16 protein-coding genes are annotated in these 13,068 nt (G+C 67.0%); all 16 read left to right on the top strand.

The genetic code is table 11. From position 1 onward, the window contains the following. The first annotated feature begins 34 nt into the window (after nucleotides 1–34). The 16 genes from folE to C8258_RS06740 all read left to right on the top strand — a co-directional run bounded on the left by folE (nucleotide 35) and on the right by C8258_RS06740 (nucleotide 12,964). A complete protein-coding gene (folE, locus tag C8258_RS06665) occupies nucleotides 35–706 on the top strand; it encodes a GTP cyclohydrolase I FolE (RefSeq protein ID WP_233224919.1) in 672 nt (223 codons plus the stop codon). Nucleotides 707–716: 10 nt separating this feature from the next. Then, on the top strand, nucleotides 717–1,586 hold the full coding sequence (gene folP / locus C8258_RS06670; protein ID WP_106954428.1) for a dihydropteroate synthase: 870 nt from the start codon (nucleotides 717–719) through the stop codon (nucleotides 1,584–1,586). After that, nucleotides 1,583–1,975 carry a dihydroneopterin aldolase gene (gene folB, locus C8258_RS06675; RefSeq protein WP_063006869.1) on the top strand — a complete coding sequence of 131 codons (393 nt, stop codon included), beginning with the start codon at nucleotides 1,583–1,585 and terminating at the stop codon, nucleotides 1,973–1,975. The genes folP and folB overlap by 4 nt, the downstream gene beginning before the upstream one ends. Further along, the gene (folK, locus tag C8258_RS06680) at nucleotides 1,972–2,508 is read left to right on the top strand and encodes a 2-amino-4-hydroxy-6-hydroxymethyldihydropteridine diphosphokinase (protein WP_106954429.1); all 537 of its coding nucleotides are present in this window, start codon (nucleotides 1,972–1,974) and stop codon (nucleotides 2,506–2,508) included. The genes folB and folK overlap by 4 nt, the downstream gene beginning before the upstream one ends. A 22-nt stretch (nucleotides 2,509–2,530) precedes the next feature. Then, entirely contained in the window at nucleotides 2,531–3,001 is a 471-nt protein-coding gene (locus tag C8258_RS06685) for a DUF3180 domain-containing protein (RefSeq protein ID WP_036497449.1), read from the top strand. A gap of 70 nt (nucleotides 3,002–3,071) precedes the next feature. Next, nucleotides 3,072–4,109 carry a DUF6779 domain-containing protein gene (locus tag C8258_RS06690; protein ID WP_199195616.1) on the top strand — a complete coding sequence of 346 codons (1,038 nt, stop codon included), beginning with the start codon at nucleotides 3,072–3,074 and terminating at the stop codon, nucleotides 4,107–4,109. An 89-nt stretch (nucleotides 4,110–4,198) separates the two neighbouring features. Continuing rightward, nucleotides 4,199–5,182 carry a diiron oxygenase gene (locus C8258_RS06695; protein ID WP_106954430.1) on the top strand — a complete coding sequence of 328 codons (984 nt, stop codon included), beginning with the start codon at nucleotides 4,199–4,201 and terminating at the stop codon, nucleotides 5,180–5,182. A 439-nt stretch (nucleotides 5,183–5,621) separates the two neighbouring features. Continuing rightward, nucleotides 5,622–6,497 (top strand): Rossmann-like and DUF2520 domain-containing protein, encoded by an 876-nt coding sequence (locus C8258_RS06700; RefSeq protein ID WP_106954597.1) that lies wholly within the window; start codon nucleotides 5,622–5,624, stop codon nucleotides 6,495–6,497. Between the two features lie 38 nt (nucleotides 6,498–6,535). Further along, complete coding sequence (gene panC, locus C8258_RS06705) at nucleotides 6,536–7,522, top strand: pantoate--beta-alanine ligase (protein ID WP_369974725.1); 987 nt, start codon at nucleotides 6,536–6,538, stop codon at nucleotides 7,520–7,522. Nucleotides 7,523–7,536: 14 nt separating this feature from the next. Next, entirely contained in the window at nucleotides 7,537–7,956 is a 420-nt protein-coding gene (gene panD / locus C8258_RS06710; RefSeq protein ID WP_030517343.1) for an aspartate 1-decarboxylase, read from the top strand. A gap of 21 nt (nucleotides 7,957–7,977) precedes the next feature. Beyond that, nucleotides 7,978–8,772, top strand: coding sequence for a type III pantothenate kinase (locus tag C8258_RS06715; protein WP_106954432.1), 795 nt, complete (start codon nucleotides 7,978–7,980; stop codon nucleotides 8,770–8,772). Nucleotides 8,773–8,948: 176 nt separating this feature from the next. Next, complete coding sequence (locus tag C8258_RS06720) at nucleotides 8,949–9,608, top strand: cysteine dioxygenase (RefSeq protein WP_106954433.1); 660 nt, start codon at nucleotides 8,949–8,951, stop codon at nucleotides 9,606–9,608. Continuing rightward, the gene (locus C8258_RS06725; RefSeq protein ID WP_036497453.1) at nucleotides 9,605–10,042 is read left to right on the top strand and encodes a rhodanese-like domain-containing protein; all 438 of its coding nucleotides are present in this window, start codon (nucleotides 9,605–9,607) and stop codon (nucleotides 10,040–10,042) included. The genes C8258_RS06720 and C8258_RS06725 overlap by 4 nt, the downstream gene beginning before the upstream one ends. Before the next feature lie 165 nt (nucleotides 10,043–10,207). Then, nucleotides 10,208–11,674, top strand: coding sequence for a lysine--tRNA ligase (lysS, locus tag C8258_RS06730; protein ID WP_036497454.1), 1,467 nt, complete (start codon nucleotides 10,208–10,210; stop codon nucleotides 11,672–11,674). 114 nt (nucleotides 11,675–11,788) lie between these two features. Next, entirely contained in the window at nucleotides 11,789–12,154 is a 366-nt protein-coding gene (locus tag C8258_RS06735; protein WP_030517338.1) for an Lsr2 family protein, read from the top strand. Nucleotides 12,155–12,340: 186 nt separating this feature from the next. Next, nucleotides 12,341–12,964: an FHA domain-containing protein gene (locus C8258_RS06740; RefSeq protein ID WP_036497456.1), complete on the top strand. Its 624-nt coding sequence runs from the start codon at nucleotides 12,341–12,343 to the stop codon at nucleotides 12,962–12,964. Nucleotides 12,965–13,068 lie beyond the last annotated feature (104 nt).

A 13,068-nucleotide genomic window follows, 5' to 3' on the forward strand; every position in this document is an offset into this window, starting at 1 on the left:
GCGTTGATTTACGTGATTGTGGAGGTGTCCTCGTATGTCGGCCAACAACAGCGCTCCCGCCGGCTCCGATTCGGCGTCGGGCGCGGGTGCCGCCGTGGTTGCGGAGGCACCGGCTCCGATCGCGCTGGGTACCGGTCGGACCTTCGATCAGAAGCGGGCCGAGGCCGCGGTACGGGAACTACTGGTCGCGGTCGGGGAGGATCCCGAACGGCCCGGGCTGATCGATACCCCCGCCCGGGTCGCGCGCGCCTATCTCGAAATGTTCGCGGGCCTGTACGTGGAACCGGATTCGGTGCTGAACACCACCTTCGACGAAGGGCATCAGGAATTGGTGCTGGTGCGCGACATCCCGATGTATTCGACCTGCGAACACCACCTGGTGTCCTTCCACGGGGTCGCGCACGTCGGGTACATCCCGGGTCCGCAGGGGCGGGTCACCGGTCTGTCCAAACTGGCCCGCCTGGTCGACCTGTACGCCAAGCGGCCGCAGGTTCAGGAGCGGCTGACGAGCCAGATCGCCGACGCGGTGATGCGGAAACTGGATCCGCGCGGCGCCATCGTGGTGGTCGAGGCCGAACACCTGTGCATGGCGATGCGCGGCATCCGCAAGCCGGGCGCCAGCACCACCACCTCCGCGGTGCGTGGCCTGCTGCAGACCAACGCCTCCTCGCGCGCCGAGGCCCTCGACCTGATCCTGCGCAAATGAGCGATCGCCCATGAGCGCAGTGATCACTCCCCGGGACGGGCGCTCGTGCGTGGTGATGGGCGTGGTGAACGTCACCAGCGACTCCTTCTCCGACGGTGGCCGCTATCTCGATCCGGCCGTCGCGGTCGCCCACGGGGTGCGGTTGTACGAGGCGGGCGCCGACATCATCGATGTGGGCGGTGAATCCACCCGCCCGGGCGCCGTTCGCGTCGATCCCGAGACCGAGGCCCAGCGGGTGGTCCCGGTGATTCGCGGTCTGGTGGAGGCCGGCGTGCCGACCAGCGTGGACACCATGCGGGCGAGTGTCGCGGCCGCCGCGATCGACGCCGGAGTGAGCGTCGTCAACGACGTGTCCGGTGGTCGCGCGGATGTCGAGATGGTGAAAGTCGTTGCCGCCGCGGAGATCCCGTGGATCCTGATGCACTGGCGGGCGAATGCCGACCATCGCCACATCGGCCCGGCCGACCATTACGACGACGTCGTGCGCGAAGTGCTGGCCGAACTCTCGGCGCAGGTGGATCTGGCCATGGCGGCCGGCGTGCATCCGAGCCGGCTCGTCCTGGACCCGGGCCTCGGCTTCGCCAAGAACGCCGAGCACAACTGGGCCCTGCTGGGCGCACTGCCGGAACTGACGGCCCAGGGGTTGCCGATTCTGGTCGGCGCCTCCCGCAAGCGTTTCCTGGGTTCGCTGCTGGCCGACGAGTCCGGACCGCGCCCGCCCGACGGGCGCGAGGTCGCCACCGCCACCATCTCGGCCCTGGCCGCCCAGCACGGCGCGTGGGGCGTGCGAGTGCACGATGTGCGGTCGTCGCTCGACGCCATCGCCGTCGCGGATGCCTGGCGGCGGGCCGCTGGTTCACACCATCAGGGGAGCGAGTGAGTACCGATCGCATCGAGCTGCGCGGTCTGCGCGCCTACGGTCACCACGGCTGCTTCGATTTCGAGCGCCGCGACGGCCAGGAATTCCTGGTCGACATCACCCTGTGGCTGGATTTCGCGAAGGCGGCCGCGACCGATGAGCTGTCGGCCACCGTCGACTACGGCGAGCTGGCGCAGCGCGCGGTGGCGATCGTCTCCGGCCCGCCGCGCAATCTGATCGAGACCGTCGCCGCCGAGATCGCCGACGATGTGATGCGCGATGAGCGCGTCGTCGCTGCGGAGGTGGTCGTGCACAAGCCCTCGGCGCCGATTCCGCATGCCTTCGCCGATGTCCGCGTGGTGGCAACCAGGCGGCGAGACGTACCGCCGACCCCGGAGGTGGCCGGATGAGCCGTGCGGTGCTGTCGATCGGGTCGAATCTGGGAGATCGGCTCGCCCATCTCCGCAGCGTGGTGGAGGCGCTGACGCCGCAGCTGGTCGCGGTCTCGCCGGTGTACTCGACCGCGCCGTGGGGTGGAGTGCCGCAGGACGACTACCTCAATGCCGTTGTGGTGGTGGAGGATTCGGAGCTGGGCCCGCGCGATTGGCTCGAACGCGGCCGGCAGCTGGAGCAGCGGTCCGGGCGAGTCCGCGAGATCCGCTGGGGCGCGCGAACTCTGGATGTCGACGTGATCTGGTGCGCCGAGCGCCGCGCCGGGGGGCTGCGGCCGGTGACCAGTGCGGATCCGGAACTGACACTGCCGCATCCGCAGGCGCACCGCCGCGCATTCGTCCTGGTGCCGTGGGCCGAGATCGAACCCGATGCGACGCTGGAGGCCGACGGCCGGACCCGGCCGATCCGGGACCTGCTGTCCGAGCTCGACCCGGACGAGATCGACGGCGTCCGGCTCACCGACCTGTCGCTGTCCGCGGCGCAACGATGATCGGTGGCTGGTCATGAATGTCATGAGGCCGACCAAGATTCTGGATCTGCTCGCGAACGTCCTGATCGCCGCCGCGGTGGCGTGGGTGGCGACTCGCTGGGCCTATTCGAGCTTTCCGCCGATCACGGTGATCGCGGCGGCCTCGCTGTATCCGGTGGCCGCCGTGGAAGCGGTGCTGGCGTTCGTGATTCGCGCCCGCGTCGGCGATCACCGCATCGGTGACGGTCCGAAACAGTTGCATCCGATCACCGCGGCCCGCGCGGTGGCGCTGGCGAAGGCTTCGGCCCAGGTGGGTTCCCTGGCGGCCGGCGTGTGGCTGGGATTCCTGATCTGGGTGCTGCCGCAGCGGTCGGATATGCGCGCGGCCGCCTCGGACACCCCTGGCGCCATCGTGGGTCTGATCGCCGGTGTGGTGTTGGTCGCCGCCGCGCTGTGGCTGGAGTATTGCTGCCGCGCGCCACATGAGCCACCAGACGAACCGGCTACCTCATAGCTATCACGGTTGAGTCGAGTTCCGGACCGGCTGCGCGCCGAAATCCGCTATTCGAGTTACCCTTGCGGACATGGTTTCACCCTCCCGTAGCAGTGCTTCCCCGCGACAGCGGGACAACGCGGGAAGAATCGTCGTCGGCGTATTAATTCTGCTCGGTCTGATTGCCAGCGTGTTTCTGATTTTCAGCAACAATGTGCAGTTGGTCCGGGTCGGTTTGGTCGCGGCTCTGTGGGCCGCCGCGGTGGCCGCGCTGGCGGCGACCCGCTATCGCCGGGATGCGGCGATCGATCAGGCCAAGGCTCGTGACCTGCAGAAGGTCTACGAGTTGCAGCTCGAACGCGAGATCACCGCCCGGCGTGAATACGAACTCGGCGTCGAATCGCGGGTGCGCCGGGAGATCGGCGCGGAAGCCGCCGAACTGGCCGCGCTGCGGAGTGAGCTGACCGTGTTGCGCGAAAGCCTGCAGCGACTGTTCGACGGCGACTTACTGGTCGACCGACCGGCGCTGCGCGCCGAGGCTGTGCGCGTGCAGGAGCTCACCCGCGCCACCGTGGCGAACGGTAGCTCGCAGGAAACCGACACCTGGGACGCGTGGAGCGCGCCGGCCGTGCCGCTGCACGTGGTCTCGCCGGTCTTCGATCCCGACCATCCCGAACCCCCGGCCTTCGCCAGTCCGTACGACGATCCGGTGACGGCGGAGACCGCCGTGGTGTCGGTGGAGGCGTCGGATGAGGAGGGGGAGTCACCCGGCCGATCGACGGACGACGAAGGGAACGGCGAATCGTCGAAGGTCGAGGCTCCCGGATCCGCATCCGACCGGACGGCCGCTGACGGGCAGGCCGGCCCCGCGGCGACCTCGGTGAAATCCGGCACCGCGTCGGCGAACGAAACTTCCGAACCGGCGAAGGCGAGCTCTGCGGAATCCGGCGACTCGCGCCCGAATTCCTCGGTGCCGCGGCTGGCCCCCGTCCAACCGGCGACGACCATGGGTACCGCCGGTTCCCGCCGCCGTCGCCACGCCGATTCCGACGAGAATCAGCCGGGACGCAAGCTCACCGTCGCGGAAATCATGGCCAACCTGCGATCGGAGCAGAACAGCTCGTCGTGATACCCACGACGGCTGCCGTGAAACAGGTTGCATGTGACGCGCAGTATCGGTAACTTTCGCAGGAGGAGTATGCGAAGGAGACACCGAAGATGCTGTCCACTGCTGTAAAGAACACGTCGGCCGATCCGGAGTATCACGAGATCCTGCGTGGTCTGTCCGAGGGGTCGGTCCACAAGAACTTCGACCCCTACGTCGACATCGATTGGGACTCACCGGAATTCGCGGTCGATCCGACCGACACCCGCTGGGTCATGCCGGACGAGGACCCGCTGGGCCGCCACCCCTGGTACAAGGCGCAGCCGGTGGAACGCCAGATCGCGATGGGTATGTGGCGGCAGGCCGGCATCGCCAAGGTCGGCTTGGATTTCGAACAGCTGCTGATCCGTGGCCTGATGCAGTACCTGGTGTCGGTGCCCAACGGTGATCCGGAATTCCGCTACGTGACGCACGAGGCGGCCGAAGAGTGCAACCACACGATGATGTTCCAGGAGATGATCAACCGCATCGGCGAGGATGTGGTCGGCATGGGCACCATCGACCGCAAGCTCACCATGATCATCTGGCCGGCCGTGAAGTACTTCCCGGAGCTGTTCTTCACGATGATCCTCGGCGGTGAGGAACCGATCGACCACCTGCAGAAGTCGCTGCTGCGCGCCGGCACCGACCTGCATCCGATGGTGCAGCGGGTGATGCAGATCCACGTGGCCGAAGAGGCCCGCCACATCTCGTTCGCGCACGAATATCTGCGCCGCAACGTGCCCGGCATGAATCCGGCCACGAAGTTCGTGCTGTCGCTGCTCTTCCCGACCGCGATGCGGATCATGCTCGACATGATCATGACTCCGCCCAGGGAGTTCGTGGAGAAGTTCGACATCCCCGCGGAGGTGATGCGCGAGGCCTACTGGGGTAGCGCGGAGTCCCAGGTCACCATGCGCAACATCTTCGGCGACGTCCGAGCCCTGGCCACCACCAGCGGCCTGATGAACCCCGTGGCCAAGGTCGCCTGGCGCCTCCTGGGCATCCACGGCCCCACCTCCCGCTACCGCAGCGAACCCGCCCGCAAAGCCGCGTAGGGCCCAGCTTCGCCGAGTAAGTCGTCGGTCGGGGTGTACATCGAAACGATGTACACCCCGACGGTCTTTCTGCCGCCTCGTTCGAGGCACATACCACGAGCCGTCCGCCCTCGGCGCTCGAAATCCGATCACGTTCACATCCACGAGCCGTAAACCTTGGTGGTCTCGGCCCAGGGGGCCGAGACCCCGCCGAAGCGAAGCGGAGGCCAAAGGTACTGAGGGAAATATCACGCGCGGGTCCTCTGGCAGCGCCCCCGGTCACTACCTATTCTCGACTCGTAACGTCCGGTACCCGCCATGCGGGACTGGAACGCCTTCCGAGAGGACAACGGTGACCTCCGATTTTTCGCGGCCCGACGAGGCCGATTCATCGCGCCCCGCCGCGCCCGCGGTATCGGGCTCATCCGCTGTTTCCGGCTCCGATCCGGCGCCTGCTCGGCTGACGGTCGGCATCGTGTCGGCGGGCCGGGTGGGCTCGGCGCTGGGTGTCGCGCTGGAGCGCGCCGGCCATGTGGTGTTCGGGGTGTCCGCGATTTCCGATGCGTCGCGGCATCGGGCGCGGACGCGGTTGCCGGAGTCGCAGATCTTGCCGGTGGAGGAGATCGCGGCGCGCAGCGAACTGCTGATTCTGGCCGTGCCGGACAGTGAACTGCCCGGTCTGGTGGCCGGTTTGGCGGCCGCGCAGGTGGTCCGCCCGGGAACGATCGTCGCGCATACCTCGGGTGCGAACGGCGTGGCCGTATTGTCCCCGCTGACCGGTGTCCGCCCGCTGGCGATCCATCCGGCGATGACCTTCACCGGCCACGACGAGGACACCGCCCGCTTGGCGAATGCCTGTTTCGGCATCACCGCGGCCGACGAGATCGGATATGCGATCGCGCAGTCGCTGGTGATCGAGATGGGCGGCGAACCGGTGCGAGTGCCGGAGGAGAACCGGGCGCTCTATCACGCGGCTCTCGCGCACGGCAGTAATCATCTGGTCACTCTGATCGTCGATGCGGTGGCGGCGTTGCGGGCGGCGCTGGACGGCCCGGGTCTGCTGGGGCAGCAGGTGGTCGACGAGCAGCCCAACGGGTTGGCGGAGCGGATGCTGGCGCCGCTGGCGTCGGCGGCGCTGGACAATGCGCTGCGTCGTGGCCTGCCCGCCTTGACCGGTCCGGTGGCGCGGGGTGACGCCCTCGCGGTGTCGGCGCACCTGGAGGCACTGGCCGCGGCCGATCCGGAGCTGGCCGCGGGCTATCGCGCGATGTCGCTGCGGACGGCGCAGCTGGCCCGTACGAGCCCGGATCTGATCGGTCTGCTGGAGGGACACTGATGTCGAATTCGCGAGCGAAGAAGCTGACCCCGGAGCAGTTGCGCACCCTGTATCGCCCGGGCGAGCTGACGGTGGTGCACGAGCCGGCCGGGCTCTCGGCGGTGACCTCCGCGTTGCGCGGGGTGGGTCGCACGGTCGCGCTGGTGCCGACGATGGGTGCCCTGCACGAGGGCCATCTGGAGTTGGTGCGCCGCGCCAAGCGCACGAATCAGGTTGTGGTGGTGTCGATTTTCGTCAATCCGCTGCAGTTCGGCGAGAACGAGGACTTCGACAAGTATCCGCGCACGCTCGACGGCGATGTGGCGCTGCTGCGTGAGGAGGGCGTGGCGCTGGTGTTCGCGCCGAGCGTGGCCCAGATGTATCCGGAGGGCCCGCGCACCTCGGTCCATCCGGGACCGCTCGGCGCCGAGTTGGAGGGCGCCAGCCGGCCGACCCACTTCGCCGGAATGTTGACGGTGGTGGCGAAACTGCTGCAGATCGTCCGTCCGCACGAGGCGTTCTTCGGCGAGAAGGACTATCAGCAGCTGACTCTGATCCGGCAGATGGTCCGGGATCTGAACTTCGACGTCGAGATCGTCGCGGTGCCCACGGTGCGCGAATCCGACGGCCTGGCGCTGTCCTCGCGCAACCGCTATCTGGACGACCAGCAGCGCGAATCGGCGATCACCTTGTCTGCCGCGCTGGCCGCGGGCCGGCATGCGGCGGGGCGGGGTCCCGACGCGGTGGTGGCCGCGGCCCGTTCGGTGCTCGACGGCGCGACCGGTGTCGATGTCGACTACCTGGAGTTGCGCGGTTCGGATCTGGGCCCCATTCCGAGCAGCGGGAACGCTCGTCTGCTGGTGGCCGCGCGCATCGGCGCCACTCGTTTGATCGACAACGTGCCGGTCACCGTCCCTCCCGCTGTGTCCGATGCGGCGTCCGCGGGGCCCTCCGTGGTTACGCAGGCTGCCGCCTCCGAGCCCGTCGCTCCCGCCGGCGGCCACAACGCTGTCCCCGATTTCCAGCCTGCCCAGGCCGACGCATAGGAAAGGCGACCACGATGTTGCGCACCATGATGAAGTCGAAGATCCACCGTGCCACGGTGACCCACGCCGATCTGCACTATGTGGGTTCGGTGACCGTGGACCCGGATCTGATGGATGCTGCCGATCTGCTCGAGGGCGAGCAGGTCTGCATCGTCGATATCGACAACGGCGCTCGGCTGGAAACCTATGTGATCGCCGGTGAACGAGGTTCGGGCGTGATCGGAATCAACGGTGCCGCAGCGCATCTGGTGAATCCGGGTGATCTCGTCATCCTGATCGCCTACGGCATGATGGACGAGGCCGAGCTGCGCGAGTACCAGCCGCGGGTGGTGTTCGTCGACGACCGCAACCGTCCGGTGGAGCTGGGTTCGGACCCGGCGCACGCCCCGGAGGGTTCGGGGTTGACCTCGCCGCGCTCGCTGACCTTCGCCTGAGCCGCGGGCAGCGGGGCGAGGATGCTGCTGACGATCGACGTCCGCAACACCAGTATCGAGATCGGCCTGTTCTCGGGCAGTGGTGCGCATGCGGAACTGGTGCACACCTGGCGTGTGCACACCAATCCGTTGCTGACCGCCGACGAATTCGCCATCCAGGTACGGGGTTTGGTGGGCGAGCGGCTGGATCAGGTGGTCGGGGTGTCGGCCCTGTCGACGGTGCCGCCGGTCCTGCGGGAGTTGCGAACCATGTTGGGCCGCTACTGGTCGCACGTGCCGCACGTGCTGGTGGAACCCGGTGTGCGCACCGGAATTCCGCTGCTGGTCGACAATCCGAAAGAGGTCGGCGCCGACCGGATCGTGAATTGCCTTGCGGCATATCACCGTTTCGAATCGCCGGCGATCGTCGTCGATTTCGGCACCGCCATCTGTGTCGACCTGGTGTCGGCGAAGGGAGAGTTCCTCGGCGGGACGATCGCGCCCGGAGTGGAGATCTCCACCGAGGCGCTGGTGGCCCGCAGTGCGCTGCGGCGCGCGGAGCTGACCCGCCCGCGGTCGGTGGTGGGTAAGAACAGCATGGAATGCATGCAGTCCGGCGCGGTGTTCGGCTTCGCCGGGCTGGTCGACGGTTTGATCGACCGGATCCGTGACGAGCTCGACGCCTTCGCCGGTGACGACGTGTCGGTGGTGGCGACGGGCCCGACCGCACCGCTGATCGTCCCCGAATCCGAGACCATCGATCACCACGAGCCGCATCTGACCCTGGACGGGCTGCGTCTGGTCTACGAGCGCAACCAGCAGCGCCGCCGCCCGTGACGGCGCTGCTGTGGGGTGGAACACACCGCTCTTGCACGCGCCGACCACCCTGCTAGACTTCGGCTCGTGACTTTCCGCGTGAGCACCCAGGAGTGTTGTCGAGGCTGATTCGCCTCGGCTGATTGTCGAGGCTGCGTATCCGCCCTCGGCCATCCACTACTCCTGGAGCTTCGCTCATGCGTTCCTCTGTAATCACCTCTGCTGTTGCCTCTGCCGCGAACGGTGACGCCGCGCGTCGCCGGACGGGGCAGTTGCCGCCCGCTCGCCCGGCCAACCGGCTCGCCGCGGAGATCACCGATCGTTCGGTCTCGTCCGCGTTGCCGACCCGGCTGCGTCCGGCGGATCTGCTGCGGCTGACGGACGAGGGTGCCGAGGACGTCCTGGCCGGCCGCTTCGATCATCTGCTGCCGTCGGCTGGCGTGTGGCCCACCGAAAACCGTTGGGCGGTACGCCTTCTCGCCGACGACGAGGTCGACGTCTGGTTGATCAGCTGGGTGCCGGACCGGTCGACGGAACTACACGACCATGCCGGCTCGCTCGGCGCGCTGACCGTGTTGAGCGGCGCGCTCTCGGAATTCCGCTGGAACGGTAAGGAATTGCGTCAGCGCACCCTCGCCGCCGGTGATCAGGCCTCCTTCCCGCTCGGCTGGGTGCACGACGTGGTGCGTGCCCCGGACCACGTCGCGGGCGTGCCCGAACCGTCGAATCCGACGCTGTCGGTGCACGCGTATTCACCACCTCTGTCCGCCATGTCGTATTACGAAGTGACCGGCCACGGAACGCTGCGGCGCACCCGTACCGTGCTCACCGACCAGCCCGAAGGCGATGTGAAATGACGCACACGCATCTCACCATCAATGACATGCTGGAGGCGGCGCGTGCGCGATTGACGCGCATGTACGCATTCGAATTACCGGAGGCGATCGCGCGCGGCGCCCTGCTGGTCGATATTCGCCCGCAAGCCCAGCGCGTCAAGGAGGGCACCCTGCCGGGCGCCCTGGTGATAGAGCGCAACGTGCTGGAGTGGCGGCTGGACCCCACCAGCTCCGCGCGGCTCGCACTGGCCACCGATCACGACCGGGAATGGGTGATCGTCTGCTCGGAGGGCTACACGTCGAGTCTGGCGGCCGCGGCACTGCAGCAGTTGGGTCTGCACCGGGCCACCGATCTGGTCGGTGGCTATCAGGCGGTAAAGGCCGCGGGGCTGCTGTCGGTGGCCGCCGGCGCACCGCATCTGGCCGGTGAGATCAACGCACTCGTCTCGCTGTAATCGCCCGGGTGAGCGGGGGTCGGGCGCGCGCAAAACAATTTCCGGCGCAAGATAGGGTGGTTCGCTGTGAGCACCCCGAACAGCCCTTCGTCCGGTGGCTCCGCGGGCCGGGTTCCCGCGGGGCAATCGCATCCTGCCGCAGCGGAAGTCGACGTTCCCGAGCAGATGCGGATCCGCCGGGAGAAGCGTGAGCGGCTGATCGACGCGGGCGTCGAGGCGTATCCGGTCGTGGTGCCGCGGACCCACAGCCTCGCCGAGATCCGCGCCGCCTATCCCGACCTCGAGCCCGACACCAGCACGGGAGTGCAGGCCGGTGTGGCCGGCCGCGTCATCTTCATGCGCAATACGGGCAAGCTGTGCTTCGCCACGCTGCAGGAGGGTGACGGCACCAAGCTGCAGGCGATGATCAGCCTGAACGGTGTCGGCGCCGACGCGCTGGCGGCGTGGAAGGCCGATGTCGATCTGGGTGATTTCGTCTTCGTGCACGGTGAGGTCATCTCCTCCCGTACCGGGGAACTGAGCGTGATGGCCGATTCCTGGTCGATGGCGGCCAAATCGCTGCGTCCGCTGCCGGTGGCGCACAAAGAACTGAGCGAGGAGTCGCGGGTCCGGCAGCGCTATGTCGACCTCATCGTGCGGCCGGAGGCGCGGGAGAACGCCCGCACCCGGATCGCGGCGGTGCGCGCACTGCGAAATGCGTTGGAGCGCAGGGGTTTCCTCGAGGTCGAGACGCCGATGCTGCAGACCCTGCACGGGGGTGCGGCGGCGCGTCCGTTCGTCACCCATTCCAATGCGCTGGATATGGATCTGTATCTGCGCATCGCGCCGGAGTTGTTCCTGAAGCGCTGCGTGGTGGGCGGGATCGAGAAGGTCTTCGAGATCAACCGCAACTTCCGTAACGAGGGCGCCGACTCGACGCATTCGCCCGAGTTCGCGATGTTGGAAACTTATGAGGCCTACGGCACCTACGACGATTCCGCGCTGATGATGCGGGAATTGATCCAGGAAGTCGCGCAAGAGGTCTTCGGCACTCAGGTCGTCACGCTCGCCGACGGTACGGAATACGATCTGAGTGGTGAGTGGAACACCGTCGAGATGTATCCTTCGCTATCCGATTCGCTGGGTGTCGAGGTAACGCCGGAAACTACTGTTCCGGAATTGCTCGCACTGGCCGATCGGGTCGGTCTGGAAATTCCTCCGGACAAGGGTTACGGCCACGGCAAACTTGTCGAGGAACTGTGGGAACACAGCTATGGCGACAAGCTCTATGCCCCCACTTTCGTGCGTGACTTCCCGGTGGAGACGTCGCCGCTGACGCGGCAGCACCGGAGTAAGCCGGGCGTCACCGAGAAGTGGGATCTGTATGTCCGCGGATTCGAGTTGGCCACCGGCTATTCGGAACTCGTGGATCCGGTCGTGCAGCGGGAACGTTTTGTCGACCAGGCCAGACTGGCCGCCGCTGGTGACGACGAGGCCATGCGACTGGACGAGGACTTCCTCGCCGCCATGGAACACGGTATGCCGCCGACAACGGGTACCGGTATGGGAATCGACCGCTTGCTGATGGCACTGACCGGACTCGGAATCCGGGAAACCATACTCTTCCCAATTGTGCGTCCGTCCGGTCGCTGAGTACCGGGTTTGAATGCCGATTCCCCGTCTTGGAAATTTCGTATCTAGAGGTATTCTCGACTCGGGCATCGGCCTGGTATCCGGGTCGCACGATTTCGAGAGGACGTTCATCTCATGGCAAAGAAGGTCACCGTTAGCCTGATCGACGATGTCGATGGTGAGTCCATTGCGGACGAGACCATCGAGTTCGCGATCGACGGTGTTTCGTACGAGATCGACCTGTCCGCGGCGAATGCGGCGAAGCTGCGGGACGGGCTGGACGTGTGGGTCGCCAATGCCCGTCGGGTGAGCGGTCGTCGGCGCAGCAAGCCGGTCGGTGCGACCACCGGTGCGCCGAAGGGCCGAGTTTCCATGGATCGCGAACAGAGTGCGGCAATTCGGGAATGGGCGCGGCGCAAGGGCCACAAGGTTTCCGCGCGTGGTCGCATCTCCGCCGATGTCGTGGAGAGCTACCACAAGGAAGTCGGCCGCAACAACTAGTGCGGTCGAAAAGACCCGGCTGCGTCTGTGCCGCTGCCGCCCGGAGGAATCGTGCGACGTCCGGGCGGCAGCGGCATTTCGATGCGGCCCCGGCGTGGTGATCTTGCTCGCCGCCGCGTCGGCGCGGCACCATGGGGCCTATGCAGACCACGTCACTGGCGGTACGAGGGTGGGGGTAGCAACGCGGTGACGGACATTCACGAATCGTTCCTCCGGTTCATCGACGACACCGGCAGCCGGCACGAATTGACGCTGACCCCGGATCATCAGCGCATCACCATCGGGCGGTCGCCGCAGGCGGATCTGTCGCTGGGCTGGGATGCCGAGGTGTCGCGATTGCATGCGGCCGTGGAATATCTGGGCGCGCACTGGACCATCGTCGACGACGGACTGTCGCGCAACGGCACTTTCGTCAACGGGGAGCGACTGGCCGGCCGCCGCCGGCTCGAGGCCGGCGACCGCATCCGGGTCGGTACCTCGATGCTGTCGTTCCACGACTACACCGGCAGGGTCGACGATGCGACCCGGACCTCGGTCGGCTCCGTCCCGAGTCCGCGATCGCTCACCGATACCCAGCGCGCGGTACTGATCGCGCTGTGCCGCCCGTATCGCGGCAACACCGAATTCGCCACGCCCGCATCCAATCAGCAGATCGCCGACGAGTTGTACCTGAGCGTGGATGCGATCAAAACCCATCTGCGCGCGCTGTTTTCGAAGTTCGGCGTCGAGGACCTGCCGCAGAATCAGAAGCGGGTGCGGCTGGCGGCGCTGGCCATCCAGAACGGCATCATCTCGCACCGCGACCTCTGATACCCGGCCGCCGGATGTGACCGGCGATTCCGGTTACCCGTCGGTATCGATCCGAATGGTCCCCTTTTCCGGCTAGCGTGTTGAAACACGTTCTAGTTTTTTTG

The organism is Nocardia sp. MDA0666, from assembly GCF_003023875.1.
GTDB lineage: Bacteria > Actinomycetota > Actinomycetes > Mycobacteriales > Mycobacteriaceae > Nocardia > Nocardia aobensis.

Bases quoted from the DNA above. Each gene is read 5' to 3' on its own strand.
- C8258_RS06685 (WP_036497449.1), top strand. From the start codon at position 2,531: ATGAGGCCGACCAAGATTCTGGATCTGCTCGCGAACGTCCTGATCGCC.
- folP (WP_106954428.1), top strand. From the start codon at position 717: ATGAGCGCAGTGATCACTCCCCGGGACGGGCGCTCGTGCGTGGTGATG.
- C8258_RS06690 (WP_199195616.1), top strand. From the start codon at position 3,072: ATGGTTTCACCCTCCCGTAGCAGTGCTTCCCCGCGACAGCGGGACAAC.
- folE (WP_233224919.1), top strand. From the start codon at position 35: ATGTCGGCCAACAACAGCGCTCCCGCCGGCTCCGATTCGGCGTCGGGC.
- C8258_RS06715 (WP_106954432.1), top strand. From the start codon at position 7,978: ATGCTGCTGACGATCGACGTCCGCAACACCAGTATCGAGATCGGCCTG.
- folK (WP_106954429.1), top strand. From the start codon at position 1,972: ATGAGCCGTGCGGTGCTGTCGATCGGGTCGAATCTGGGAGATCGGCTC.
- C8258_RS06720 (WP_106954433.1), top strand. From the start codon at position 8,949: ATGCGTTCCTCTGTAATCACCTCTGCTGTTGCCTCTGCCGCGAACGGT.
- C8258_RS06725 (WP_036497453.1), top strand. From the start codon at position 9,605: ATGACGCACACGCATCTCACCATCAATGACATGCTGGAGGCGGCGCGT.
- lysS (WP_036497454.1), top strand. From the start codon at position 10,208: ATGCGGATCCGCCGGGAGAAGCGTGAGCGGCTGATCGACGCGGGCGTC.
- panD (WP_030517343.1), top strand. From the start codon at position 7,537: ATGTTGCGCACCATGATGAAGTCGAAGATCCACCGTGCCACGGTGACC.
- C8258_RS06735 (WP_030517338.1), top strand. From the start codon at position 11,789: ATGGCAAAGAAGGTCACCGTTAGCCTGATCGACGATGTCGATGGTGAG.
- C8258_RS06695 (WP_106954430.1), top strand. From the start codon at position 4,199: ATGCTGTCCACTGCTGTAAAGAACACGTCGGCCGATCCGGAGTATCAC.